Below are 23,820 nucleotides of genomic sequence, written 5' to 3' on the forward strand. Positions count from 1 at the left end.
GATGGCGCTGACCAAGGCGGAAATGGCCGAGCGGCTTTTCCTCGACGTAGGTCTCAACAAGCGTGAGGCCAAGGAATTCGTGGATGCCTATTTCGAGGTGGTTCGCGGCGCATTGGAGAACGGCGAGCAGGTGAAGTTGTCCGGTTTCGGCAATTTCGATCTGCGCCTGAAGAACCAGCGACCGGGACGCAACCCCAAGACCGGCGAGGAGATCCCGATCTCCGCGCGGCGGGTGGTGACGTTCCGGCCGGGACAGAAACTCAAGGTGAGAGTCGAAGGCTATGCTGGATCAAGGGAATAACACCGAGCTGCCGGCCATTCCGGCCAAGCGCTACTTCACCATCGGTGAAGTGGGCGAATTGTGCGGTGTGAAGCCCCACGTGCTGCGCTACTGGGAACAGGAGTTCCCGGCGCTCAATCCGGTCAAGCGCCGCGGCAACCGTCGCTATTACCAGCGACATGACGTGTTGATGATCCGGCAGATCCGCTCGCTGCTGTACGACGAGGGTTTCACCATCACCGGCGCGCGCGCGCGGCTGGAAGGCCCGCAGGCGCGGCTGGAATCCAGCATGTCGCACCAGATCGTGCGCCAGGTGCGGATGGAACTGGAAGAAGTGCTCACGTTGCTGCGTCGCTGAAGGCTTCCGGACGACGCGCCCGAGCTGTTAGACTTGTGCGCTTGCCGTATGTCGGGGCGTAGCGCAGCCTGGTAGCGCATCTGCCTGGGGGGCAGAGGGTCGTCGGTTCGAATCCGGCCGCCCCGACCAATTCGCAAGATTCCGCTGACGGCGCCCGATGGGCGCCGTTGTCATTTTGCGGCACGCGACACCGGCGTTGACCGCGCGCTAGGCTCCATCCAGTTGAATTTCCTGGAGGCCTTTCATGCCGCTGAACAGCTGTCACCCCGATGCTCCTCACATCAAGTTGAAGGCGCCCGACTGGTATGTGTCGGCGTTGATGCTGGATCGTGCGCTCGATGCGATATTGCGCCGCCTGAAGAAGCTGGATCGCGAGCATGACATTCCCTATCTCGCCGGCTACAGCCAGGATGGCAAGACCATCTACATCGATCGACACCTGCCGAAGAGCTTCACTTTCCGGGGGCGCACGATCGAGGTGGACCGTTTCCTGATCCTGCACGAGGAAGTGGAGAAGACGCTGATCGACCAGCTCGGCCTGCACTATCTGCATGCGCACCAGATCGCCACCCGCGCTGAGGAGGCGGCAGTGAACGCCGAGCGCATCACCTGGAAGGCGTACGACCGCTTCATGCAGAAATACGTCAAGTCGATCGGCGATGAGCGCCTGACCAAGGTACCTGCCGACCTCGATCTCAAGCCGTATCGCGATTATCACGATTACGACCTGATGCAGCGGATGGTGCAGCACATCGACGAGGCGCCGGGCACCAGCGCGAAACTGCGCGAAGAGCTGAAGTCCTATGCCGCCGCATTTCGCGCACAGCATCGTGACGCGCAACGCGCCTCGGCCAAGCCGGCACGCCAGGGGAAAAAGGTCGCCCCCGGCGTGGTCGACAACCCTGGCAGGACAGGGAAGACGGGCGCAGTCAGGCCCCCGCGCAAGCGCCGCCAGTCGGCCTGATGATCGAAACATCGTGCCACCCGTGCCATGCGGCACGGGCGGTCGGCGTGCGGGTCAGTACAGCACGCGGCTGCGCAGGGTTCCCGGGATTTCCGCCAGCTTGCTTCTGAGTGCGTTGGCCTGGTGGATGTCGGCACTCACGTCGATCACCACATAACCCACTTCGCTGTCGGTCTGCAGGAACTGCGCATCGATGTTGATGTTGCCGGCCGAGAACAGTTCGTTGATGCGCGACAGCGTGCCCGGCACGTTGCGGTGGATGTGCAGCAGGCGACGGCTGTGCGGATGTTCGGGCAGGGTGACCTCGGGGAAGTTCACCGCCGACAGGGTCGAGCCGTTGTCGCTGTAGCGCACCAGCTTGCTGGCCACCTCGATGCCGATGTTGTCCTGTGCCTCCAGCGTGCTGCCGCCGATGTGGGGGGTCAGGATCACGTTGTCCATGCCGACCAGGGGCGAAACGAACGCGTCGTCGTTGCCCTTTGGCTCGGCCGGGAACACGTCCACTGCCGCGCCGGCGAGATGGCGCTCGCGCAGCGCCACGGCCAGCGCGTCGATGTCCACCACGCTGCCGCGCGAGGCGTTGATCAGCATCGCGCCGTCCCGCATCTTCGCCAACTGTCCGGCCTTGATCATCATCTGCGTGGCCGGGGTTTCCGGCACATGCAGGGTAACCACGTCCGCGCGCTCCAGCAGTTCGTCCAGGCTGGACACGGCTCGGGCATTGCCCAGCGCCAGCTTGGTCTCGATGTCGTGGAAGATCACCCGCATGCCGAGGCTCTCGGCCAGCACGCCGACCTGGGTGCCGATGTGGCCGTAGCCGACGATGCCGAGCACCTTGTCGCGCGTCTCGTAACTGCCGCTGGCCGACTTGGCCCAGCCGCCGCGATGGCATTGCGCGTTCTTCTGCGGAATGCCGCGCAACAGCATGATCGCCTCGGCGATCACCAGTTCGGCCACGCTGCGGGTATTCGAATAGGGTGCGTTGAACACCGGCACACCAAGCTGGCGGGCCGCCCCCAGGTTCACCTGGTTGGTGCCGATGCAGAAGCAGCCCACGGCGATCAGGCGCTTGGCCTGGGCCAGCACGTCGTCGGTCAGCTGGGTGCGCGAACGCAGGCCGACGATATGCGCCTCGGCGATGCGCGCCTTCAGTTCGTCCTCCGGCAGGGATTTCGCATGCAGCTCGACCTGGCTGTAACCGGCGCGATGGAAAACCTCGACTGCACTGGCGCTGATCCCCTCCAGCAGCAAAACCCTGATGTCCTGACGGGGAAAGGAAGTCTGCATCGCGTTGGCCCTGGCGTGGAGGAGCCCCTACTATGCCAGAGCCGGAGGCAAATTGCGGCACTGCAGCACTGGACTCGGCGTGATGTGACTGGCAGGCTGTGCGGACGACTCCGGAGCCCCGCATGCCCGACCCCCGCCTTGCCGAATTGTGTCGCCGCCTGCCCGAACTGCGTTTGCTGACCGAACCCGGTGATCTCGAGCACTACGGCCGCGACTGGACGCGCCGCTGGACGCCCGCGCCGCTGGCGATCGCCTTGCCGGCCAGCGTGGACGAGGTGCAGGCGATCGTGCGCTGGGCGAACGAGCAGCAGGTGGCGGTCGTGCCATCCGGTGGGCGCACCGGCCTGTCCGGCGGTGCAGTGGCGGCGAACGGCGAGCTGGTGCTGAGCATGGAGCGGATGAACCGGGTGCTGGCGTTCAATGCGGTGGATCGCACGCTTACCGTGCAGCCGGGGATGATCCTGCAGCAGGTGCACGAGGCGGCGCGCGAGCATGGCCTGCTCTACCCGGTCGATTTCGCCGCGCGAGGTTCGTGCTCGATCGGCGGCAATATCGCCACCAACGCCGGCGGTATCCGGGTGATCCGTTACGGCAACACGCGCGAGTGGATCGCGGGCCTGAAAGTGATTGCCGGCGACGGCGAGTTGCTGGACCTCAACCGCGGCCTGATCAAGAACTCCAGCGGCTACGACTTCCGCCAGCTCATGATCGGGTCCGAAGGCACGTTGGGCATCGTGGTCGAAGCCACGTTGAAGTTGACCGACCCGCCGCCGCCGTCCCAGGTGATGCTGCTGGCGCTGCCGGACATGGATGCGTTGATGGAGGTGTTCGCGCTGTTCCGCGAGCGGCTGGCCCTGCAGGCGTTCGAGTTCTTCACCGACCGCGCGCTGCAGCATGTGCTGGCGCATGGCGCACAGCATGCCATCGAGGGCGATCATCCCTACTACGTGGTTACCGAGTTCGATGCGGCAAGCGAGCAGCAGCAGGAAACCGCATTGGCCGCGTTCGGGCATGCGCTGGAACAGGGCTGGGTCAGCGATGGCGTGATCGCGCAGAGCGAGGCGCAGGCGGCGGCGCTGTGGCGGTTGCGCGAAGGGATCACCGAGAGCCTGGCGCCGCGGCGGCCATACAAGAACGACGTGTCGGTGCGGATCAGCGCGGTGCCGGCCTTCCTGTGCGAGATGCAGGCCTTGCTGGCGCACGAATACCCCGGCATCGAGGTGGTCTGGTTCGGGCACATCGGCGACGGCAACCTGCATATCAACGTGCTGCGGCCGGACGACCTTGCCGAGGATGCCTTCATCGCCCAATGCGAGCAGGTGACCAAACTGCTGGCGGTAACCCTGCATTGCCACGGTGGCAGCATTTCGGCCGAGCACGGCATCGGTCTGGTCAAGCGGGCCTACCTTGCAAGCACGCGCAGCGCCGCGGAGATCGCACTGATGCGAGGTGTGCGCAAGGTGTTCGATCCGCATGGCATTCTCAACCCGGGCAAGCTTTTCGCAGCCGACTGACGGCCGGAAAGCCCGCCCGTGCTAGTCTTTCGGGCTTGCCTGCAGGATTCGAGGAGCCGTCATGTCGTCGCCGCCGCTGCGTTCGCTGTATCCCGATATCGAGCCGTTCGACAGCGGATTCCTGCCAGTCTCGCCCCTGCACACGCTGTATTACGAGCAGAGCGGCAACCCGCACGGCAAGCCGGTGGTATTCCTGCATGGCGGTCCGGGTGGCGGCACCACTCCGAAGTGTCGGCGTTTCTTCGATCCGGCCCTCTACCGCATCGTGTTGTTCGACCAGCGTGGGTGCGGCCAGTCCACGCCACACGCGGAACTCAGCGACAACACCACCTGGGATCTGGTGGCCGACATCGAGCGGCTGCGCGAGCATCTTGGCATCGAACGCTGGCAGGTATTTGGCGGGTCGTGGGGCTCGACGCTGGCGCTGGCCTACGCGCAGACGCATCCCGACAAGGTGACCGAGCTGGTGCTGCGCGGCATCTTCATGCTGCGCCGGGACGAGCTGGAATGGTTCTACCAGAAGGGCTGCAGCACGCTGTATCCGGACGCCTGGGAGGCTTACCTCGCGGCGATTCCCGAGGTCGAGCGTGGCGATTTGATGAGCGCCTACCACCGCCGCCTGACCAGTTCCGATGCGAAGACGCGCACGGACGCCGCGCGGGCGTGGTCGGTGTGGGAGGGTGCCACCAGCTTCCTGTGGCAGGATCAGTCGCACATCCAGTCCAGCGGTGAGGATGAATTCGCGCTGGCGTTCGCCCGTATCGAGTGCCACTACTTCGTCAACGGCGGCTTCTTCGCGCATGACGACCAGTTGCTGCGCAACGTCGACCGCATCCGCAACATTCCGGCGGTGATCGTGCAGGGCCGCTACGACGTGGTCTGCCCGCTGCGCAGCGCGTGGGATCTGCACCGGGCATGGCCGGAGGCCGACCTGCGCATCGTGCAGGACGCCGGCCATTCGGCGTTCGAGCCGGGCATCCTGCATGAGCTGGTGGAAGCGACAGACCGCTTCGGGCGCTGAGCCCCCGCTGTGAAAGAGCGGGCTCCTACCGCTGCTTTTCAGTCATGCGTCGGTAATTGCTTGGTCCCGAAGATCTTGTCGCCGGCGTCGCCGAGGCCGGGCAGGATGTAGCCGTGCTCGTTGAGCCGCTGGTCGATCGATGCCGTGTAGATCTCGATATCGGGATGCGCTGCCGTGATGCGTTCCAGTCCTTCCGGTGCGGCGACCAGGAAAAGCCCCTTGATGCGCTTGCAGCCTGCCGCCTTGAGCATGTCGACAGTCGCGACCAGGGTGCCGGCGGTGGCGAGCATGGGGTCGACGATCAGCGCTATCCGTTCGTCCATGCGGCCGCTGAGCTTTTCGTAATAGGCAATCGGTTTCAGCGTCTTCTCGTCGCGCTGCAGGCCGACCACGCTGACCTTGGCCGACGGAATCATGTCGAGTACGCCAGGCAGCATGCCCAGGCCGGCGCGAATGATCGGCACGATGGTGATCTTCCTGCCCTTGATCCGGTGCACGCGCAAGGGGCCGGCCCAACCCTCGATCTCCTCCTCGACGGTTTCCAGGTCCTTGGTGGCTTCGTAGGTGAGCAACGCGGCGACCTCGGAGGCCAGCTCGCGGAACTCCTTGGTGCTGATCCCGGCGCGACGCATCAGGCCGAGCTTGTGCTGGATCAGCGGATGGCGGACTTCGACGATCTTCATCGGTGACTGTCTTCAATGACGGCGCGTGGCGCGACAGTCGGGAAGCTTAGCGAAGCGGCCCTGCCCACGCACGCCGCCGGATGGGGTGGGTGGGCAGTAGCCGGTGGAGCGGTCTTGAATCAGTGCGCGGCGGCGGCTTCGCCCGCCCCGCCCTTCAGGCAAGAGCTCATGAAGGTCTTGCGGTCGGCGCCCTTGAGTGCCTTGGTCTTGGCATCGGCGTTGCAGCTCTTCATTTTTTCCTGCTGGGTTTCCTTGGCCGAAGGTGCGGCTGCCGCGGCGCTTTCACCCTTCAGGCACGAACTCATGAACGTCTTGCGTTCGGCACCCTTCTTGCCGGTCGCCTGCTTGTTGCAGTCGATCATCCGCTGCTGTTGGGCGGTATGCGGCTTGGTCGCCGCGGCGGTAGTCGCCGCCGGCGTGGCAGCGAAAGCGGCACCGGCGAAAGCGAAGGCGGCGCTGACAGCAAGCAGACGTAGTGACATCGACATCGTGGAGTCCTCCCTAGTGACCGGCGGCTGCCGGCCGGATCAGTCTATGCCCATCGCGGTCGTCCCGGGAGTAGGGGAAGCCCGACATGCACGAAGTATTCAGCCGCAAACAAAGAGGCCACGCCAGTCGGGCTGGCGTGGCCTCTTTGGTGAGCCTGTGCGGTGAATTCAGGCGGCTTCGGCCTTGGCCTTGCGCGGGCCTTCCAGGAGCGCCTTGCGCACGTGCGACACGATCAGGTCCACTTCGGCGCTGGTGACCTTGAAGTGGGGGGTGAAGCGCAGCGAGTTGGTGCCGCCGTGGATCACGCCAATGCCATGCTCGCGCATGAATTCCTCGGTGGAATCGGCGCCATAGCACTTGTACTCCGGCGCCAGTTCGCAGGAGAACAGCAGGCCGGTGCCTTGCACCTTGGTGATCAGGCCGCCCATTTCGTACTTCAGCGCGTTGAGCTTGTCGACGAATTCCCTGCCGCGCTCGCGGATGTTGTTGCGCACCTCGTCGCTCAATTCGCCCAGCGTGGCCAGCGCCACGTCCAGCGCGCGCGGGTTGGCGGTCATGGTGTTGCCGTAGATGCCCTTGCGGTAGAGCTTGGCCGTGGCCTCGGTGACGGCCAGCACGGACAGCGGGTATTGGCCGGCGTTGAGCGCCTTGGAGAAAGTCTCCATGTCCGGCGCCGGCAGCTTCTCGAAGCCGGGGTAGTCGGTGATCGACAGCACGCCATGCGCGCGCAGGCCGGCCTGGATCGAGTCGACCAGCAGCATGCTGCCGTGCGATTCGGTCAGCGCCCGCGCGGCCTTGTAGAACTCGGGGGTGACCGCGCGACCGGGGTCGCCTTCGCCCATCACCGGCTCCAGGAACATCGCTTCGATGAACCAGCCGTGCCTGTCCGCATCGGCAAACGCGGCTTCCAGCTGGGCCACGTCATATGGAGCGACGGTAATCACGCTGTCTTCGTGGCGATAGCTCGCCAGATGCTGCTGGTAGACCTTGCGCGAGGAGTCGGAATACAGCGCCGGCTTGTCGGTGCGGCCGTGGAAGGCGCCCTTGACCACCAGGCGCTTGATCGTGCGGCCGGCGTAGCGGCCGCCGGCATCGGTCATGATCTTGGCATTGACGTCGGCGATGCGGCAGGCCAGCGAGACCGACTCGGAACCCGAGTTGAGGCACATGTAATGGTGGTACGGGCTGCCGCCGCGATGGCGACCAAGTTCGCGGTTCATCGCCGCGGTGAAGTGCAGTTGAGCCACGCTGGGCGACATCACGTTGGCCATCACCTGCGGGCGCGCCAGCGCGGCCAGGATGGCCTGGTCGTTGTGGCCGAAGCCGAGCATGCCGTAGCCACCGTTGTCGTGCAGCACGGCGCCCTTCAGGGTGACGATCCACGGACCGCGCGCCGCAGCCGGCAGGTAAGGATTGATGGCATCGTCCGGGTAGAAGTTGACGAAGCCGGACTGCGCCTGGACCAACTGTTCGGCTTCGTCCAGTTTCAGGAAGTCGGACATCTCGGCGCGCAGCTCATGGTGGCGCGCCACGGCTTCGGCAATCGCCTGGCCCAGCAGCGGATCGTTCGCCGCCATGCGCTCGATGCTGGCGTCGTCAAGCCCGGTGGTGCGCGGCTTGCCGCCGAATTCGCGCAGTTCGCGCAGTTGATTGATGATGCCCATGGTGAATCCTCCTCAAGCTCGGCCGGGCGGCGTGGGGTCGGCGCGGCGGCTGGTGAACGCGTGGCGGAAAACGCGCTCTGACGGGCGTTTCCTCAATGTTTTCAGCTCTTTCAGGCTGCGGCTCGCGAGCATTCGCGGCCGTCTTATCCTTCACAGGATACCTTGCCGCGACGGCCGCCGTAACCCCGGGGGGCCCTGCGGATGACGCCTGTCACCCCGGATGGTTGACGCCGGGGACTGCCGGCAAGCCCCTGTTTTGCCGAGGATGAACGGCACAGGAGGAGCTCCCATGCCACATCTTCGTGATCCGATCGCCCGCCTCGATGGCGTCGTCAAACGCTATGGCCGGCTCACCGCGCTCGATCGGGTCGAGCTGTGCCTGCGACCCGGTGAGCTGCTGGCCCTGCTCGGTCCCAATGGTGCCGGCAAGACCACGGCGATCGGCCTGTTGCTGGGGCTGATCCGGGCCGACGCCGGTACGGTCTCGTTGTTCGGCCAGGACCCGCAGCAGCTCGGCGCGCGCCGCCGCATCGGCGTGATGCTGCAGAACGCCGAGCTGCCGCCCACGCTGCGGGTGGGCGAATTGCTGCGACTCACCGCCAGCTATTACCCGGCACCCCGCACGCTGGCGGAAACCGCCGAGCTGGCCGGCGTCATCGACCTGCTGAAGCGACCTTATGCGAAATTGTCCGGCGGCCAGCAGCGGCGCGTGCAGTTTGCGCTGGCACTGTGCGGCCGGCCCGAGCTGCTGTTTCTCGACGAACCCACCGTGGGCATGGACATCGAGGCGCGCCAGAAGCTGTGGGCAGCGATTCGCCAGTTGCTCTCCGAAGGATGCTCGGTGTTGCTCACCACCCATTATCTGGAAGAGGCCGAGGCGCTGGCTGATCGGGTCTGCGTGATGTCGCGCGGCAGGGTAATCCACGAAAGCACGGTCGATGCCTTGCGTGCGCGGGTGGCGCTCAAACGCATTCGCTGCATCAGCTCGGTGGATGCCGGCGTGGTCGGCAGCTGGCCGTCGGTGAGCGATGCCGAGCAGCGCCAGGGTCGTCTGCACGTAACCACTGCCGAAGCGGAAGCCGTCGTCCGTCGTTTGCTGAACGCCGATCCGCAACTGAGTGAACTTGAAGTGCAGCGCGCTGGATTGGCCGAGGCGTTCACCGAACTCACCCGCGATGCCGAACAGGCATTGCCGGCATCACAACGCGAGGTGGCCTGACATGGAAACCGTGGTTTCGATCCCGCTGTCCCGAACGGGTGCCCCGATGTCGCGTCGGCGCGTGCTGGGCGCGTACCTGGCCGAAATGCGCAGCGAATGCCTGCGCTACCTGCGTGCGCCGGGATTCATCTTGCCGATGACCCTGTTCTCGACGGTGTTCTACCTGATGTTCGGCGTGCTGCTCAACCATGGCGAGGCGTCGCGCTATCTGCTGGCCAGCTACGGCGCGTTTGGCATCATGGGGCCGGGCCTGTTCGGTTTCGGTGTCTCGCTGGCGATCGAGCGCGATGGCGGCCTGCTGACGCTCAAGCGCGCTCTGCCAATGCCGCCGGGCGCCTACCTGCTGGGCAAGATGGTGATGGCCATGATCGCGGCCACCATCGTGATGGTGCTGCTGTTGCTGATCGGCGTCTCGCTGGCGCAGGTGGTGCTGTCGTGGGGCCAGGTGCTGGCCCTGTTGTTGACGGGCATGTTCGGGGTGCTGCCGTTCTGCGCGCTGGGCATGTTCGTCGGCACGTTGCTCAAGGGGCAGGGCGCGCCGGGGCTGCTCAACCTGGTCTATCTGCCGATGGCATTCCTGTCCGGCCTGTGGTTGCCGCTGTCGATGCTGCCGCGCGTGCTGCAGCAGGTCGCGCCGATCTGGCCGAGCTACCACCTGAACCAGCTGACCCAGGCGGCGGTGGGCTTGAACGACGGGCCCTTGCTGGGCCATGTGCTGGTATTGATCGGCTTTGCTGCGGTATTTCTTCTGATGGCGGCACGGCGTCTGCGCCGGCACGGTTGAAGTAGGATGCCGGTTACGCGCAATGCCGAGGAACCCGGCGCCATGCAACAGCAGCTTGTCGACTTTCTGACCCCGGCGTCCGACTCGCTGGCCGCTCGCAGCATCCGCCGCGGCAAGTCGCCATGGGTCGATGCCGTGCATCTGCTCTGGTCGGCATGGATCTTTGTCGTGCCGGTGTGGAACGCCGATGGCTGGAGCATGCGCTGGATCGCCATCACCGCGGCGACCTACCCGGTGTTCGTGCTGCTCTACTACAAGTGCGTCACGGCGCCGCGATCCAGCGCTCGTGCCTACGCCATGGCCCTGGTGCTGCTGAGCATGCTGCTGCTGCCCTGGTATCCCGGCGGGCTGACCTATTTCATCTATGGCTGCGTGATGCTCTGCGGTTGCCTGATGGGTTTTCGCACCTACCTGGGCTGGCTGGTGGCGCTCAACCTGGCGCTGCTGCTGGAAACCTCGTTGCTGGGCTATCCGTGGCAGGCGGTGTTCTCGATCCCGCTGACCTCGTTCATCATCGGCATCATCATTTATGCCGAGCGCAGCAGCGAGGAGAAGGACGCCCAGTTGCGCCTCTCGCATGAAGAAATCCGGCGCCTTGCGGCCACCGCCGAGCGTGAACGGATCGGCCGCGACCTGCACGATCTGCTCGGGCATACGCTGTCGCTGATCACGCTGAAGCTGGAGCTGTCACGCAAGCTGTTCGATCGCGATGTCGATGCGGCCAAACGCGAAGTGGAGGAGGCCGAGAAGGTTGCGCGTCACGCACTGGCCGAAGTGCGCAGTGCGGTCAGCGGCATCCGCGCCACCGATCTGGCGGCCGAACTGGCCTCGGCGCGCCTGTTGCTGGAATCCTCCCACGTGCACCTGGAGTATGGTTCGCCGCCGTTCGACATGCCCGGCGAGATCGAGCGTGGCCTGTCGCTGGTGTTGCGCGAGGCGGCCACCAACATCGCCCGCCACGCCGGGGCCAGCCGCGTGCAGATCGATCTGGCGCGGGAACATGCCACCGTCTGCATGCAGATCAGCGACAACGGTCGTGGTGGCATCACCGGCGATGGCAATGGACTGAGCGGCATGCGCGAACGCGTGCGTGCCATGGGTGGCAGCCTGAGCGTCGAGTCGCCGCGCGGAAGCGGCACGCGTCTGCGAGTGGTGGTACCGGTGCCGATACTGCGCCTGGTGGAAGCTTCACGGAATCCGTCGCCGGCCACCTCGCCGGCACAGGCCACGCCCGGCTATCCTGCGGCTTGACCAGCGTGGCACGGCGCCTTCGGCGCCGTTGGTTTTTCAACAAACGGGTAATTGCATGATCCGCGTATTGCTGGCCGAAGATCAGGCGATGGTGCGAGGGGCGCTCTCGGCCCTGCTCAAGCTTGAGTCCGATATCGAAGTGCTCGGCTCGGCCGCCGACGGCGAAGCCGCATGGCGCGAACTGCAGCGGTTGAAACCCGATGTGCTGGTCACCGACATCGAGATGCCGGGCCTGACCGGGCTCGAACTGGCCCAGCGCATCCAGCGTCAGGAGTTGCCGATCAAGGTGATTATCGTCACCACCTTTGCGCGCCCCGGTTTCCTTCGTCGCGCGCTGGATGCCGGCGTGTCCGGTTACCTGCTCAAGGACGCACCCGCCGAGAATCTTGCCGAGGCTCTGCGCACTGTGCATCGCGGCGGCCGCGCGATCGACCCGCAACTGGCGCTGGAGGCATGGTCCGAAGCCGACCCGTTGAACGACCGCGAGCGCCAGGTGTTGCGACTGGCCGGCGAAGGGCAATCCGCCGGCGATATCGCCACGCAATTGAATCTGTCGCACGGCACCGTGCGCAATTACCTGTCCGAGGCGATCGGCAAGCTCGGCGTGGCCAATCGCATTGAGGCGTATCGGCTGGCGCGGCAGAAAGGCTGGCTGTAATTCGCCGCGCAATGCCTGGCGGGCTGCGGGATAATGGCCTGTTTACGCACGCCGGACGAATACCCCTTGAAGAAATCTGATTTCGATTTTGACCTGCCGCCCGAGCTGATCGCGCAGGCACCGCTGCCCGAGCGCTCGGCCAGCCGCATGCTGCTGCTCGACGTGGCGGCGCCGTCGCGGCAGGACCGCATGTTCCGCGAGCTGCCCGACTTCCTGCGGCCCGGCGATCTGCTGGTGTTCAACGACACCCGAGTGCTGCCGGCGCGGCTGTACGGGCGCAAGGAAAGCGGCGGCGCGGTGGAGATCCTGATCGAGCGGCTCACCGGTGCGCACGAGGCGACCGTGCAGCTCGGTGTCAGCAAGAAGCCGAAGGAAGGTGGCCGGATCGAACTGGCCGATGGCAGTCATGCGGTGGTGCTGGGGCGCGATGAGGATTTTTTCCGGTTGCACTTCGAGGCACCGGAGCCGCTGGAAAAGCTGTTGCTGAAGCTGGGCGAGATGCCGTTGCCGCCGTACATCGAGCGGCATGCGGATGCCAGCGACATGGAGCGCTACCAGACCGTGTTCGCGCGCGAACCCGGCGCGGTGGCCGCACCGACCGCCGGACTGCATTTCGACGAGGCGACCCTGGCGCGGCTGCGCGAGCGCGGCGTCGAGTTCGGCTACGTCACCCTGCACGTGGGTGCCGGTACGTTCCAGCCGGTGCGTGCGGACGATCTGAAGGATCACCACATGCATCGCGAGTGGCTCAATGTCGGTGCGCACCTGATCGGGCAGATCCGTCGCACGCGTGCCAATGGCGGACGGGTGATTGCCGTCGGCACCACGGTGGTGCGCGCGCTGGAAAGCGCCAGCAAGGACGGCGAGCTGCATCCGTTCGCCGGCGAGACGCAGATCTTCATCTTCCCCGGCTATCGCTTCAGCAGCATCGACGGCCTGCTCACCAACTTCCACCTGCCGCAGTCGACCCTGTTGATGCTGGTGTCGGCGCTGGCCGGGCGCGAGTTCATCCTCGATGCGTATCGCCATGCGGTGGAGCAGCGTTACCGATTCTTCTCGTATGGCGACGCCATGCTGATCCTGCCGCACGGCCTGGGGTAAAACCCGCGATAATGGGCGGATGACCTCCCTCCAGTTCGACCTCCACGCCACTGATGGCGCCGCCCGTCGAGGCCGCCTCACGCTTGCACGCGGCAGCATCGAGACGCCGGCGTTCATGCCGGTAGGCACCTATGGCTCGGTCAAGGCGATGACGCCGCGCGACGTTACCGAGATCGGCGCCGAGATCATCCTGGGCAACACCTTCCACCTGTTCCTGCGGCCGGGGTTGGAGATCGTCGAGAAGTTCGGCGGGCTGCACAAGTTCATCGGCTGGGACAAACCGATCCTCACCGACTCGGGTGGATTCCAGGTGTTCTCGCTGGCGCACAAGCGCAAGATCACCGAGGAGGGCGTGACGTTCGCCTCGCCGGTGGACGGCTCGAAGGTGTTCCTGTCGCCGGAAGTGTCGATGCAGATCCAGACCACGCTGGATTCGGACATCGCGATGATCTTCGACGAGTGCACGCCGTATCCGGCCGCCGAGAGGGTGGCCAGCGATTCGATGGAGCTTTCGTTGCGCTGGGCCGAACGTTCACGTCGGGCATTCGACGATCTGCAACGTGTCGATTCAAAGCCGCCGAACGCGCTGTTCGGCATCGTGCAGGGCAGCGTTTACGAGAACCTGCGCCAGCGTTCCGCGGCGGGACTGGTGAACATCGGCTTCGACGGCTATGCGGTCGGTGGCCTGGCGGTCGGCGAGCCGGAGGCCGAGCGCAACCACGCGCTGGATTTCACCGTGCCGCTGCTGCCGGTCGACAAGCCGCGCTACCTGATGGGCGTGGGGCGGCCGGAGGACATCGTCGAGGCAGTGCGCCGCGGCATCGACATGTTCGATTGCGTGATGCCGACCCGCAACGCACGCAACGGCTTCCTGTTCACCGCCGAGGGCACGCTGCGCATCCGCAACGCGAAGTACGCCACCGACACCACAGTGATCGAGGAGGGCTGCGACTGCTACACCTGCAGCCATGGCTTCAGCCGCGCCTACCTGCGGCATCTCGACCGTTGCAACGAGATCCTGGGCAGCCAGCTCGCCACCATGCACAACCTGCGCTACTACCAGCGCCTGATGGCCGGCCTGCGCGAGGCTATTTCCAGCCGCACGCTGGATGCTTTCGTGGCGGAGTTTTACGCGCGGCGGCGGGTCGACGCTGCGGCACCGCCGCGGGCCTGACGCCTTGCGGCAAGGGGCTGCCGCATCCGGCACGACCAGGCCTCGCCGGGCTTGCAATGGGCCCGGCCTGCCCTCAATAGGACACGGACACATGGCTCGGGGTGCCGTGAGTTGCCGTGCACGCGGTGAGGGTGCATGGCATAATCGAGAATCTTTTATCAGGCGTTCAGCCGAAATCCTTGCTGGCGCCATCACTTGCGAGACAAACCCATGAGTTTTCCGATCTCTCCCGTGCTTGCCCAAGCGGCGCCGACTGCCGGTGCCCAGGGTGGCGGCATGTCCATGATCATCATGATGGTGGTGCTGTTCGGCCTGATGTATTTCATGATGATCCGGCCACAGATGAAGCGCCAGAAGGAGCACCGCGCATTGATTTCCGCCCTGGCCAAGGGTGACGAGGTGGTCACCAACGGCGGCCTGGCCGGTCGCGTGGAAGAAGTGGGCGAGACCTTCATCACGGTGGAAATCGCGGCCAACGTGAAGGTGAAGCTGCAGAAGGGTGCCGTGCAGCAGGTGCTGCCCAAGGGTTCGCTGAAGTCCGTTTGATCGCGAAAGGGGGCGTGCCGGGTGGCTGGCGGCGACGACTCCTGCGCGTCCATACTTTTCGATTGTTGCTACCGCCGCGGCCAGGCTGCCGCGGCTTTGACGGGTTCATGGCATGAGTGATTTTCCCCGCTGGAAGTACGCGCTGGTCGCGCTGGTGATGCTGTTCGGCGTGCTCTATGCGCTGCCGAATGCCTTCATTCCCGTGCCGGCGGTGCAGGTCTCCGCCAACCGTGGCGCTCCGCCAGTCGACCAGACCTTGCGCCAGAAGGTCGAGACGGCGTTGCAGCAGCAACACATCGCGTTCGGCCAGGTGAACGTGCAGGGCGAGAACCTGCTGGCCACTTTCGCCAACACGGATGTGCAGAAGAGCGGCTCGGACGCAATCAAGGCCCTGCTGGGCGACCAGTACACGGTGGCCTTCAAGCTGCAGTCGACCGTACCCGCCTGGCTGGGTGCGATCGGTGCCCGTTCCATGCCGCTGGGCCTGGATCTGCAAGGTGGCGTGCACTTCCTCATGCAGGTCGACGAGAACGACGTGATCGACAAGCAGGAGGGCAGTTATGCGGACGACATCCGCAGCCTGCTGCGCGACAAGAAGATCCATTACGAGTCGGTGGTTCGCAATCCCGTTCGCGGGCAGGGTGTCACGGTGGTACTGCGCTCCGCGGACGATCGCTCCAAGGCATCCGACGACATCGCCAACGAGTACAACGACCTGCTCGTTTCCAACGGGCCCAACACCGCTGATCGCTATGTGCTGAACGCGGTGATCAAGCCGGACAAGTTGCGTGACATTTCGCGTGGCGCGATCACCCAGAACCTGCAGACGCTGCGCAACCGCATCAATGTACTCGGCGTCTCCGAGCCACTGATCCAGCAGCAGGGCGAGAGCCACATCGTGGTCGACCTCGCCGGCGTGCAGGATCCGGCCGAGGCGAAGAAACTGATCGGCACCGTGGCCACGCTGGAATACCGTCCCGGTGTTGGCCATCCCGGCGATCCCGACGCCCGGGCGGCGGAGAAGAGCGGCAATATTCCGCCGGATGCGAACCTCTACCACATGCGCGGCACCGGCGAGCCGGTGCTGGTGAGCAAGAAGGTCATCGTGACCGGCAAGGAGCTGGTCGATGCTTCCTCCGGCATCGATCAGCAAAGCGGCACGCCCAAGGTCGACGTCACCCTGAACGCCGCCGGCGCGCGCAAGATGAGCGACTTCACCAATGCCAACGTCGGCAAACCGATGGCGGTGGTGTACGTGGAGCGCGTCACCGAGACCAAGATGGTCGACGGCAAGGAAGTGCGCACGCCGAAGATCACCGAGTCGGTGATCAACGATGCCAACATTGCCAGCCCGTTCGGCAAGCAGTTCCAGACCACCGGCCTGGGCAGCCCGAAGGAAGCTTCCGACCTCGCCCTGCTGCTCAAGGGCGGCGCGTTCGCGGCGCCGGTAGACATCATCGAGGAAGGCGTGATCGGTTCCAGCCTGGGTGCCGACAACATCGACAAGGGCTTCAAGTCGGTGATGCTCGGCCTGGCCCTGGTGCTGCTGGCCGCCGCGTTCTACTACAAGCTGTTCGGCCTGGTCGCTGACATCGCGCTGTTCTTCAACCTGGTGATCCTGGTGGCGGTGATGTCGCTGATCGGCGTCACCCTGACCATGCCTGGCATCGCCGGCATCGTGCTGACCCTGGGCATGGCGATCGACGCCAACGTGCTGATCTGCGAGCGCGTGCGTGAGGAACTGCGCAACGGCTCCACCCCGCACGCCTCGATCCGTGCCGGTTACGAGAAGGCCTGGTCGACGATTCTGGATGCGAACGTCACCCACCTGATCGCCGCGCTGGCCCTGACCACGATGGGCACCGGTGCGATCAAGGGTTTCGGCGTGACCCTGATGATCGGCATCCTGACCTCGCTGTTCACCTCGGTGACGCTGACCCATGCGTTCACTGCGGCGATCCACGGCCACCGCAAGCTCAAGACGCTGTCGGTCTAAGGAATTACCATGGAAATCTTCAACCACGACAGCAACATCAACTTTCTCGGCATGCGCAAGTACAGCATTGCCATCGCCATTTTCCTGATGGTCGCGTCGATCGGCATGATCGCCTTCAAGGGCCTCAACTACGGGCTCGATTTCACCGGCGGCGTCTCCATGCTGGTCAACTACGACAAGCCGGTGGAGATCGGCGACGTGCGTGGTGCGCTGGCCAAGGGTGGTTTTGCCGACGCGGTGGTGCAGAGCCTGGGCGGTACCCGTGAGGTATCGATCCGCTTCCAGGCCAAGGACGATCCGGCGGCGATGCAGGCCAACGGCACGGTCAACCTCGACCGCGTCTCCGCCGACGTGATGAAGGAATTGCAGGCGGCGCGGGCGGACGCGAAGCTGAAGAGTCGCGACTTCGTCAGTGCGGAAGTCGGCGCCGAGCTGAAGACCGACGGTACCTGGGCTGCGCTGTTCGTGATCCTGGGCATCATGGCCTACCTGTGGATCCGCTTCGAGCGCCGCTTCGCGATTGCCGCCGTGGCCACGGAAATCCACGACGTGCTGGTCACGCTGGGCATCATTGCGCTGGTGCAGCGCGAATTCGACATGACCGTGCTGGCCTCGGTGCTCGCCGTGATCGGCTATTCGATCAACGACAAGGTCGTGGTGTTCGACCGCATCCGCGAGCTGTTCCGGCTGGCGCGCAAGGCCGAGCCGGAGGAAATCCTCAACCGCTCGATCAACAACACGCTGTCGCGAACCATCATCACCTCGCTGTTCACCGGCATCACCATGGCGGCGATGTGGTTCATCGGCGGCCCGGCGGTGCACGGCTTCGCCATCACCATGCTGATCGGCATCCTCGTCGGCACGTTGTCCTCGATCTTCGTGGCCAGCCCGATCCTGCTGTGGCTGGGCGTGTCGAAGAAGGACCTGATGCCGGTGACCCGCGACAATCCGGAACTGGCACGGCGTCCCTGAGCCACCCGATCCGTTGCTGATGAGCGGCCCGGCCTTTGCCGGGCCGTTCGTTTTTCACGCAGGGCGAATGTCTCGTTCGCGCAACGTCTCATCCAGTTGGGCCAGCCGTTGCGGGGTGCCCACGTCGGTCCACGCGCCGGCATGGCGGCTGCCGTGGATCGCGCCTCTCGCCATCGCCGCACGCAGCAGCGAAACCAGTTTGAATCGCGCTGGCGTGATCTGCGCAGCGGTTTCGTCGCCGACCACCTCACGCCAGCCCAGCAGCAGGTCGCGGCGGAACACGCCGATGCCGCTGAACGTGAGTTTCGGTGCGCCCGAATCGTGCAGGAGGCCGTGCGCATCCAGCGCGAAATCGCCCTCGGGATGATGGGCAGGATTGTCGACCATCAGCAGATGCGCCAATCCGGCAGGCTCGCTCGGCAAGCTGGCAAGGTCGGCGTCGCACCAGATATCGCCACTGATCGCGAGGAACGGTTCGGTCCCCAGCAACGGCAGCGCATTCAGCATGCCACCGCCGGTTTCCAGTGGCGTCGGGCCTTCGTACGCATAGCGGATGCGCAGGCCCCAGCGCGAACCGTCGCCCAGCGTGTCGGGAAACTGTGCGGCCAGGTGCGAGGTGTTGATCACCACGTAATGCACGCCCGCGGCGGCGAGTTTTTCCAGATGCCAGACGATCAGCGGCTTGCCGCCCGCCGGCAGCAGCGGCTTGGGCGTGTGGTCGGTCAACGGACGCATGCGCTCGCCCAGCCCGGCGGCGAAGATCAGGGCGTGTCTCATGCCTCCATCACCCGGGTCAGGTCGCGACCCTGCACATGGCGTTCCAGCAGGGCGGCGAAGTCGGCCAGTTCGGCGTAACCACGGGCCACCGAGATCACGTAGTCGTAGACCCGCGGCACGTCGGCGAGGTAGCCAGGTTTGCCGTCGCGGTACCACAGGCGGTAGAACTGCCCGAGTACGCGGATATGGCGGTGCAGGCCGGTCAGGTCGAACCAGCGCAGGAATCGTTCGCGATCGATGTCGTCTCCGATCAGGCCGGCCTCGCGCAACCGCCTGCGATAGGACTCCACCCAGCCTTCCACGCGTTCGCGTGGCCACGCGATATAGGCGTCGCGCAGCAACGAGGCGAGATCGTAAGTGATGGGCCCTGCCAGCGCGCCCTGGAAGTCGATGATTCCGGGACTCAAGAGTCCGAGCTCGGCGATGCCCGGGTTGGCGTGCTCGACGATCAGCAGGTTGCGGCTGTGGAAATCGCGGTGCACGAAACAGCGTGGCTGCTCGAGCGCGTTGCGAATGATCACGCCAAAGGCCGCTTCCAGCTCGTCCCACTCATCGCAATCGGGGCTATGGCCCAGGTGGCGTTGCAGAAACCATTCCGGCATTACCTTCAGCCCGCTCGCCAGCACGGCATGGTCGAACAGCGGCAGCCCGCTGCAGTCCACCCGGGTCTGCATGCGCAGCAGTGCGTCCATGGCTTCGCCATAGAGCGCATCGGCGGCCTGGTCGTTCAGTGCGGGGAGATAAAGCCGATCGCCGAGATCTTCGATCAGCAGGAAGCCCTGTTGCAGATCCTGCGCATGTACGGTGGGCACATGCAGTCCCGCGGCGGCGAGGCGTGAGCCGATCGCCAGCCACGGCACGGGATCCTCCTGCGCCGGAGGCGAGTCCATCAGGATCCAGCTCCGGCCGCCCTGCGACGTGCGCCAGTAGCTGCGGAAACTGGCATCGGCCGAAGCCGGTGCCAGCGAGGCCATGGGATTGCCCAGCGCGTTGCGAAGCCACTCGAGGCGGGCGGTGGCGCGATCTTGGAGACTGTCCATGAAGTGGGTCGCTGACAAAACGCCGACAGCTTATCAGGCTGTCCGCGCCACCCGTCGCTCAGCTCAGGTTGTAGGCCCGCTCCTCGTGCAGCGCCAGGTCCAGCCCCATCTGCTCCTGCTCGTCGGTGACGCGCAGGCCGATCGTCCAGTCGACCAGTTTCAGGATCAGCCAGCTCAGCAGACCGCTCCAGATCACGGTGAAGCCGACGCCCTTGGCCTGGATCCACAGTTGCCCGCCCAGACTGACCACGTTGCCAAAGCCGCCGAGCCTGGACGAGGCCAGCGGACCCGTGAGCAGGGCACCGACGACGCCAGCGACGGCATGCACGCCGAACACGTCGAGCGTGTCGTCGTAGCCGAGCTTGTGCTTGAGTCGGGTAGCGGTGAAATAGCACACCGCGCCGGCGAGCAGGCCCAGCACCAGCGAGCCGCCCGGGCCGACCGTGCCGGCAGCCGGAGTCACCGCGACCAGACCCGCAACGGCGCCGGAGACGATGCCGAGCACGCTGGCGCGCCGGTGGATCAGCCACTCCACACCGATCCAGCCGATCGCGGCGGCCGCGGTGGCGATCTGCGTGGTCAGCATCGCCATGCCCGCGCTGCCATTGGCGGCCAGCGCCGAGCCGGCGTTGAAGCCGAACCAGCCCAGCCATAGCAGGCTGCCGCCGACCACGGTGTAGCCGAGGTTGTGCGGCGGCATGTGGGTGGATGGCCAGCCGCGCCGCTTGCCGATCACCAGGCAGGCGACCAGGCCGGCGATGCCGGCGTTGATATGCACCACGGTGCCGCCGGCGAAGTCGATCACACCCATGTCGCCGAGCAGCGAGCCCGGGCCACCCCACACCATGTGCGCCATCGGCAGGTAGACGAAGGTCAGCCACAGGCCGCTGAACAACAGCATCGCGCTGAATTTCATGCGCTCGGCGAAGGCGCCGATGATCAGCACCGGGGTGATGATGGCGAAGGTCATCTGGAACATCACGAACACGCTTTCCGGCACGGTCTGGAACATCGAGCCGGGCTTCAGCCCGGACAGCATCGCGCGGTCGAGGCCGCCGATGAACGAATGCAGGTTGACCACGCCGGCGTGCATGCCTTCGGTACTGAAGGCCAGCGAGTAGCCGTAGAACATCCACAGCACGCTCACCAGGGCGGTGAGCGCGAAGCACTGCATCAACACCGAGAGCAGGTTCTTGGCGCGCACCATGCCGCCGTAGAACAGGGCGGCGCCCGGTATTGTCATCATCAGCACCAGCATGCTGGCGACGATCATCCAGGCGGTGTCGCCGCTGTTCGGTGTCGCCTGGGTCTGCGCTGCGGCAGGAGCGGAAGCGAGCAGCCCGGCGATCAGCGCCAAAGATCCCCACCTCCATCGCGCGGTGGATGTTTCCGATTCCCGATTCCCGATTCCCGGCCTCTCAAAGCGCATCGGCGTCGACCTCCTGCGTGCGGATGCGGATGACCTGTTCCAGCTCGGCGACGAAGATCTTGCCGTCGCCGATCTTGCCGGTGCGGGCGGCGCTGGCGATCGCCTCGATCGCGTGCTCGGCGCGGTCATCGTCGACCGCCAGCTCGATCTTCAGCTTGGGCAGGAAGTCGACCACGTACTCGGCCCCGCGATACAGCTCGGTATGGCCGTGCTGTCGCCCGAAGCCCTTGACCTCGGTCACGGTCATGCCCTCGACGCCGACCTCGGTCAGCGCCGCACGCACGTCGTCCAGGGTAAACGGCTTGATGACGGCCGTGATCCACTTCATGGCGTGCTCCCGTGCTTGAGTCTTGTGGCGGTGCAGCACGATGCGTGCCAGCACTTGCCGGTACGCCGGAGGCCGGTCTGCGCGGCGTCCGGGCGCCGGCATGCACGGAACGTGGGCAAACGGGATGGCCCGTTGCCCACTTCTGGTGCGTTCGCCGAGATTGACCCGGCGGCCTCGAATCAGTACCATTTTAGTCCCGATTCAACCCTGCCGAGCCCGAGCGCCCATGCTCCGCGTCAGCCGACTCACCGATTACGCGACCGTGGTGATGACCTGCATCGCCGCGCATCCCGTCGACGTATTGAGCACCGCGCAGATTGCCGAGGAAACGCATCTCGAACTGCCCACCGTCAGCAAGCTGCTGAAGGCGCTCGGTCACGCCGAACTGGTCGAATCCTTTCGCGGCGTCAATGGCGGCTACCGGCTGGCCCGTCCGGCCAGCGCGATCTCGCTGGCCGAGATCGTCGAGGCGCTGGAGGGTCCGATCGGCATGACCGAGTGCAGCGTGGCCGAGGGCCAGTGCGATCGCGAATCGCAATGCGGCGTGCGCGGCAGCTGGCAGCGCATCAACAGCGTGCTGGACCAGACCCTGCGCGGAATCACCCTGGCCGACATGCTCAAGCCGGTGCCGTCGAAGCGAAAAATCGCCGTCATCGTGAAAACCGGCGAGGCCATCACCGAATGAACAGCATGATCGACGAAAGCAGCAGCGCGGCCACCTTGCGCGACAACGCCGACGTGGCCGAGGTACTCGGCCGCACCTATTCGGCCGGCTTCATCACCCAGATCGAGATGACCGGCCTGCCGCCGGGGTTGGACGAGGGCACGGTTCGCGCAATCTCCGCGATCAAGCACGAACCCGAGTGGATGACCGAGTGGAGGCTGGAGGCCTATCGCCACTGGCTGACCATGCCCAAGCCCGACTGGGCCAAGCTCAAGATCGACCCGATCGACTACCAGGCGATCAGTTACTACGCCGCACCCAAGGTGGCGCCGAAGTCACTGGCTGAAGTGGATCCGGCCCTGCTGGAGACCTACGAGAAGCTGGGCGTGCCGCTGCACGAGCGCGCCGCGCTGGCCGGCGTGGCGGTGGACGCCGTGTTCGATTCGGTCTCGGTCGGCACCACCTTCCGCAAGCAGCTGGCCGATGCCGGCGTGCTGTTCTGCTCGATGAGCGAGGCGATCCGCGAGTATCCGGAGATCGTGCGCAAGTACCTCGGCAGCGTGGTGCCCACCGGCGACAACTTCTTCGCCGCGCTGAACTCGGCAGTGTTCTCCGACGGCAGCTTCGTGTTCATCCCGAAGGGCGTGCGCTGCCCGATGGAGCTGTCCACCTACTTCCGCATCAACGCGCAGAACACCGGCCAGTTCGAGCGCACCCTGATCGTGGCCGAGGAAGGCGCCCACGTGTCCTACCTCGAAGGTTGCACCGCGCCGAAGCGCGACGAAAACCAGCTGCATGCGGCGGTGGTCGAGCTGGTGGCGCTGGAGAAGGCGCAGATCAAGTACTCCACGGTGCAGAACTGGTATCCCGGCGACGAGAACGGCGTGGGCGGCATCTACAACTTCGTGACCAAGCGCGGCGACTGCCGCGGCGACGATGCCAAGATCAGCTGGACCCAGGTCGAGACCGGCTCGGCGATCACCTGGAAATATCCCAGCGTGGTGCTGCGCGGCGACCGCTCGGTGGGCGAGTTCTATTCGGTGGCGCTGACCCATCACTACCAGCAGGCCGACACCGGCACCAAGATGATCCACCTTGGCAAGTACACCAAGTCGAAGATCGTCTCCAAGGGCATCAGCGCCGGCCGCAGCTCCAACAGCTATCGCGGCCTGGTGAAGATGGAGAAGGGCGCCGAGGGTGCGCGCAACTACACCCAGTGCGATTCGCTGCTGATCGGCAAGAAGTGCGGCGCGCATACCTTTCCGTACATGGAAGTGAAGAATCCCACCGCGATCGTCGAGCACGAGGCCACCACCTCGAAGATCTCCGACGACCAGATGTTCTACTGCCGCGCGCGCGGGATCAGCGAGGAAGACGCCGTGTCGATGATCGTCGACGGTTTCTGCAAGCAGGTCTTTCGCGAACTGCCGATGGAGTTCGCGGTGGAGGCGAAGAAGCTGCTTGAGGTGAGCCTGGAAGGCGCGGTGGGTTGAATGAAGAATTTCCTTCTCCCCTTGGGAGAAGGTGCCCGAAGGGCGGATGAGGGTACGGGCGGAGCGTGATATCGCGGCCCGCCCCCGAACCCTCACCCCAACCCCTCTCCCGGTGGGAGAGGGGCTAA

General features: G+C 65.3%; 24 protein-coding genes and 1 tRNA gene. 17 read left to right on the top strand and 8 right to left on the bottom strand.

All coding sequences use genetic code 11. The annotated features are described in order from the left end of the window. Position 1: 1 nt before the first annotated feature. The 4 genes from ihfA to B0E47_RS08990 all read left to right on the top strand — a co-directional run bounded on the left by ihfA (position 2) and on the right by B0E47_RS08990 (position 1,602). Positions 2–301, top strand: coding sequence for an integration host factor subunit alpha (gene ihfA, locus B0E47_RS08975; RefSeq protein ID WP_007804491.1), 300 nt, complete (start codon positions 2–4; stop codon positions 299–301). After that, entirely contained in the window at positions 282–638 is a 357-nt protein-coding gene (locus B0E47_RS08980; RefSeq protein ID WP_077513841.1) for a MerR family transcriptional regulator, read from the top strand. Before ihfA ends, B0E47_RS08980 begins: the two co-directional genes overlap by 20 nt. Before the next feature lie 52 nt (positions 639–690). Continuing rightward, positions 691–767: transfer RNA gene (locus B0E47_RS08985), tRNA-Pro, on the top strand. A 115-nt stretch (positions 768–882) separates the two neighbouring features. Then, positions 883–1,602 (top strand): hypothetical protein, encoded by a 720-nt coding sequence (locus B0E47_RS08990; protein ID WP_077513843.1) that lies wholly within the window; start codon positions 883–885, stop codon positions 1,600–1,602. Positions 1,603–1,656: 54 nt separating this feature from the next. Here B0E47_RS08990 and serA read toward each other — a convergent pair whose 3' ends face one another. Next, a complete protein-coding gene (gene serA / locus B0E47_RS08995; RefSeq protein ID WP_077513845.1) occupies positions 1,657–2,889 on the bottom strand; it encodes a phosphoglycerate dehydrogenase in 1,233 nt (410 codons plus the stop codon). Between the two features lie 122 nt (positions 2,890–3,011). On the opposite strand from serA, the gene B0E47_RS09000 reads away from it, so the two are divergent. Both B0E47_RS09000 and pip read left to right on the top strand, forming a co-directional pair. Next, positions 3,012–4,403 carry an FAD-binding oxidoreductase gene (locus tag B0E47_RS09000; protein ID WP_077513847.1) on the top strand — a complete coding sequence of 464 codons (1,392 nt, stop codon included), beginning with the start codon at positions 3,012–3,014 and terminating at the stop codon, positions 4,401–4,403. 61 nt (positions 4,404–4,464) lie between these two features. Further along, complete coding sequence (gene pip / locus B0E47_RS09005) at positions 4,465–5,424, top strand: prolyl aminopeptidase (protein ID WP_077513849.1); 960 nt, start codon at positions 4,465–4,467, stop codon at positions 5,422–5,424. A 38-nt stretch (positions 5,425–5,462) separates the two neighbouring features. Here the strand turns inward: pip and upp are convergent, their stop codons facing one another. The 3 genes from upp to B0E47_RS09020 form a co-directional block, all read right to left on the bottom strand. Beyond that, a complete protein-coding gene (gene upp / locus B0E47_RS09010) occupies positions 5,463–6,107 on the bottom strand; it encodes a uracil phosphoribosyltransferase (protein ID WP_077513851.1) in 645 nt (214 codons plus the stop codon). A 119-nt stretch (positions 6,108–6,226) separates the two neighbouring features. Continuing rightward, on the bottom strand, positions 6,227–6,595 hold the full coding sequence (locus B0E47_RS09015; RefSeq protein WP_077513853.1) for a PsiF family protein: 369 nt from the start codon (positions 6,593–6,595) through the stop codon (positions 6,227–6,229). Between the two features lie 168 nt (positions 6,596–6,763). Beyond that, positions 6,764–8,260, bottom strand: coding sequence for an aminotransferase class III-fold pyridoxal phosphate-dependent enzyme (locus B0E47_RS09020; protein WP_077513855.1), 1,497 nt, complete (start codon positions 8,258–8,260; stop codon positions 6,764–6,766). A gap of 289 nt (positions 8,261–8,549) precedes the next feature. Here B0E47_RS09020 and B0E47_RS09025 point away from each other — a divergent pair, with 289 nt between their 5' ends. The 9 genes from B0E47_RS09025 (at position 8,550) to secF (ending at position 17,961) form a co-directional block, all read left to right on the top strand. Continuing rightward, positions 8,550–9,479: an ABC transporter ATP-binding protein gene (locus B0E47_RS09025; RefSeq protein WP_077513857.1), complete on the top strand. Its 930-nt coding sequence runs from the start codon at positions 8,550–8,552 to the stop codon at positions 9,477–9,479. Position 9,480: 1 nt separating this feature from the next. Next, positions 9,481–10,263 carry an ABC transporter permease gene (locus tag B0E47_RS09030; protein WP_077513858.1) on the top strand — a complete coding sequence of 261 codons (783 nt, stop codon included), beginning with the start codon at positions 9,481–9,483 and terminating at the stop codon, positions 10,261–10,263. A 42-nt stretch (positions 10,264–10,305) separates the two neighbouring features. Continuing rightward, positions 10,306–11,514, top strand: coding sequence for a sensor histidine kinase (locus B0E47_RS09035; RefSeq protein WP_077514230.1), 1,209 nt, complete (start codon positions 10,306–10,308; stop codon positions 11,512–11,514). Between the two features lie 55 nt (positions 11,515–11,569). Further along, on the top strand, positions 11,570–12,172 hold the full coding sequence (locus tag B0E47_RS09040) for a response regulator transcription factor (RefSeq protein ID WP_077513860.1): 603 nt from the start codon (positions 11,570–11,572) through the stop codon (positions 12,170–12,172). Between the two features lie 66 nt (positions 12,173–12,238). Then, positions 12,239–13,273 (top strand): tRNA preQ1(34) S-adenosylmethionine ribosyltransferase-isomerase QueA, encoded by a 1,035-nt coding sequence (gene queA / locus B0E47_RS09045; protein WP_077513862.1) that lies wholly within the window; start codon positions 12,239–12,241, stop codon positions 13,271–13,273. Between the two features lie 19 nt (positions 13,274–13,292). After that, the gene (tgt, locus tag B0E47_RS09050) at positions 13,293–14,447 is read left to right on the top strand and encodes a tRNA guanosine(34) transglycosylase Tgt (protein WP_077513864.1); all 1,155 of its coding nucleotides are present in this window, start codon (positions 13,293–13,295) and stop codon (positions 14,445–14,447) included. Between the two features lie 210 nt (positions 14,448–14,657). Then, positions 14,658–14,993: a preprotein translocase subunit YajC gene (gene yajC, locus B0E47_RS09055; RefSeq protein WP_077513865.1), complete on the top strand. Its 336-nt coding sequence runs from the start codon at positions 14,658–14,660 to the stop codon at positions 14,991–14,993. Between the two features lie 112 nt (positions 14,994–15,105). Then, positions 15,106–16,989 (top strand): protein translocase subunit SecD, encoded by a 1,884-nt coding sequence (gene secD, locus B0E47_RS09060; RefSeq protein WP_077513867.1) that lies wholly within the window; start codon positions 15,106–15,108, stop codon positions 16,987–16,989. A gap of 9 nt (positions 16,990–16,998) precedes the next feature. Next, entirely contained in the window at positions 16,999–17,961 is a 963-nt protein-coding gene (gene secF, locus B0E47_RS09065; RefSeq protein WP_077513869.1) for a protein translocase subunit SecF, read from the top strand. A 54-nt stretch (positions 17,962–18,015) separates the two neighbouring features. Here the strand turns inward: secF and murU are convergent, their stop codons facing one another. From murU to B0E47_RS09085, 4 genes are all read right to left on the bottom strand, one after another. Continuing rightward, positions 18,016–18,738, bottom strand: a complete 723-nt coding sequence (gene murU / locus B0E47_RS09070) for an N-acetylmuramate alpha-1-phosphate uridylyltransferase MurU (RefSeq protein ID WP_077513870.1) — start codon at positions 18,736–18,738, stop codon at positions 18,016–18,018. Continuing rightward, a complete protein-coding gene (locus B0E47_RS09075; protein WP_077513872.1) occupies positions 18,735–19,778 on the bottom strand; it encodes a phosphotransferase in 1,044 nt (347 codons plus the stop codon). The genes murU and B0E47_RS09075 overlap by 4 nt, the downstream gene beginning before the upstream one ends. 58 nt (positions 19,779–19,836) lie before the next feature. Further along, positions 19,837–21,135: an ammonium transporter gene (locus B0E47_RS09080; protein WP_305775352.1), complete on the bottom strand. Its 1,299-nt coding sequence runs from the start codon at positions 21,133–21,135 to the stop codon at positions 19,837–19,839. A 61-nt stretch (positions 21,136–21,196) separates the two neighbouring features. Further along, positions 21,197–21,535, bottom strand: coding sequence for a P-II family nitrogen regulator (locus tag B0E47_RS09085; protein WP_077514231.1), 339 nt, complete (start codon positions 21,533–21,535; stop codon positions 21,197–21,199). Between the two features lie 226 nt (positions 21,536–21,761). Between B0E47_RS09085 and B0E47_RS09090 the strand changes: the two genes are divergently transcribed. Together B0E47_RS09090 and sufB are read left to right on the top strand one after the other, a co-directional pair. Beyond that, on the top strand, positions 21,762–22,220 hold the full coding sequence (locus B0E47_RS09090) for an SUF system Fe-S cluster assembly regulator (protein ID WP_077513876.1): 459 nt from the start codon (positions 21,762–21,764) through the stop codon (positions 22,218–22,220). Positions 22,221–22,225: 5 nt separating this feature from the next. Beyond that, on the top strand, positions 22,226–23,692 hold the full coding sequence (gene sufB / locus B0E47_RS09095) for a Fe-S cluster assembly protein SufB (RefSeq protein ID WP_174566973.1): 1,467 nt from the start codon (positions 22,226–22,228) through the stop codon (positions 23,690–23,692). Positions 23,693–23,820 lie beyond the last annotated feature (128 nt).

The sequence above is a fragment of the Rhodanobacter sp. B05 genome (genome assembly GCF_002001085.1).
In the GTDB taxonomy this organism is placed as follows: Bacteria; Pseudomonadota; Gammaproteobacteria; order Xanthomonadales; family Rhodanobacteraceae; genus Rhodanobacter.

What these genes read in the sequence shown, in the direction of transcription:
- ihfA (WP_007804491.1), top strand. Translation starts at nt 2, where the DNA reads ATGGCGCTGACCAAGGCGGAAATGGCCGAGCGGCTTTTCCTCGACGTA.
- B0E47_RS08980 (WP_077513841.1), top strand. Translation starts at nt 282, where the DNA reads ATGCTGGATCAAGGGAATAACACCGAGCTGCCGGCCATTCCGGCCAAG.
- B0E47_RS08990 (WP_077513843.1), top strand. Translation starts at nt 883, where the DNA reads ATGCCGCTGAACAGCTGTCACCCCGATGCTCCTCACATCAAGTTGAAG.
- serA (WP_077513845.1), bottom strand. Translation starts at nt 2,889, where the DNA reads ATGCAGACTTCCTTTCCCCGTCAGGACATCAGGGTTTTGCTGCTGGAG.
- B0E47_RS09000 (WP_077513847.1), top strand. Translation starts at nt 3,012, where the DNA reads ATGCCCGACCCCCGCCTTGCCGAATTGTGTCGCCGCCTGCCCGAACTG.
- pip (WP_077513849.1), top strand. Translation starts at nt 4,465, where the DNA reads ATGTCGTCGCCGCCGCTGCGTTCGCTGTATCCCGATATCGAGCCGTTC.
- upp (WP_077513851.1), bottom strand. Translation starts at nt 6,107, where the DNA reads ATGAAGATCGTCGAAGTCCGCCATCCGCTGATCCAGCACAAGCTCGGC.
- B0E47_RS09015 (WP_077513853.1), bottom strand. Translation starts at nt 6,595, where the DNA reads ATGTCGATGTCACTACGTCTGCTTGCTGTCAGCGCCGCCTTCGCTTTC.
- B0E47_RS09020 (WP_077513855.1), bottom strand. Translation starts at nt 8,260, where the DNA reads ATGGGCATCATCAATCAACTGCGCGAACTGCGCGAATTCGGCGGCAAG.
- B0E47_RS09025 (WP_077513857.1), top strand. Translation starts at nt 8,550, where the DNA reads ATGCCACATCTTCGTGATCCGATCGCCCGCCTCGATGGCGTCGTCAAA.
- B0E47_RS09030 (WP_077513858.1), top strand. Translation starts at nt 9,481, where the DNA reads ATGGAAACCGTGGTTTCGATCCCGCTGTCCCGAACGGGTGCCCCGATG.
- B0E47_RS09035 (WP_077514230.1), top strand. Translation starts at nt 10,306, where the DNA reads ATGCAACAGCAGCTTGTCGACTTTCTGACCCCGGCGTCCGACTCGCTG.
- B0E47_RS09040 (WP_077513860.1), top strand. Translation starts at nt 11,570, where the DNA reads ATGATCCGCGTATTGCTGGCCGAAGATCAGGCGATGGTGCGAGGGGCG.
- tgt (WP_077513864.1), top strand. Translation starts at nt 13,293, where the DNA reads ATGACCTCCCTCCAGTTCGACCTCCACGCCACTGATGGCGCCGCCCGT.
- yajC (WP_077513865.1), top strand. Translation starts at nt 14,658, where the DNA reads ATGAGTTTTCCGATCTCTCCCGTGCTTGCCCAAGCGGCGCCGACTGCC.
- secD (WP_077513867.1), top strand. Translation starts at nt 15,106, where the DNA reads ATGAGTGATTTTCCCCGCTGGAAGTACGCGCTGGTCGCGCTGGTGATG.
- secF (WP_077513869.1), top strand. Translation starts at nt 16,999, where the DNA reads ATGGAAATCTTCAACCACGACAGCAACATCAACTTTCTCGGCATGCGC.
- murU (WP_077513870.1), bottom strand. Translation starts at nt 18,738, where the DNA reads ATGAGACACGCCCTGATCTTCGCCGCCGGGCTGGGCGAGCGCATGCGT.
- B0E47_RS09075 (WP_077513872.1), bottom strand. Translation starts at nt 19,778, where the DNA reads ATGGACAGTCTCCAAGATCGCGCCACCGCCCGCCTCGAGTGGCTTCGC.
- B0E47_RS09085 (WP_077514231.1), bottom strand. Translation starts at nt 21,535, where the DNA reads ATGAAGTGGATCACGGCCGTCATCAAGCCGTTTACCCTGGACGACGTG.
- B0E47_RS09090 (WP_077513876.1), top strand. Translation starts at nt 21,762, where the DNA reads ATGCTCCGCGTCAGCCGACTCACCGATTACGCGACCGTGGTGATGACC.
- sufB (WP_174566973.1), top strand. Translation starts at nt 22,226, where the DNA reads ATGATCGACGAAAGCAGCAGCGCGGCCACCTTGCGCGACAACGCCGAC.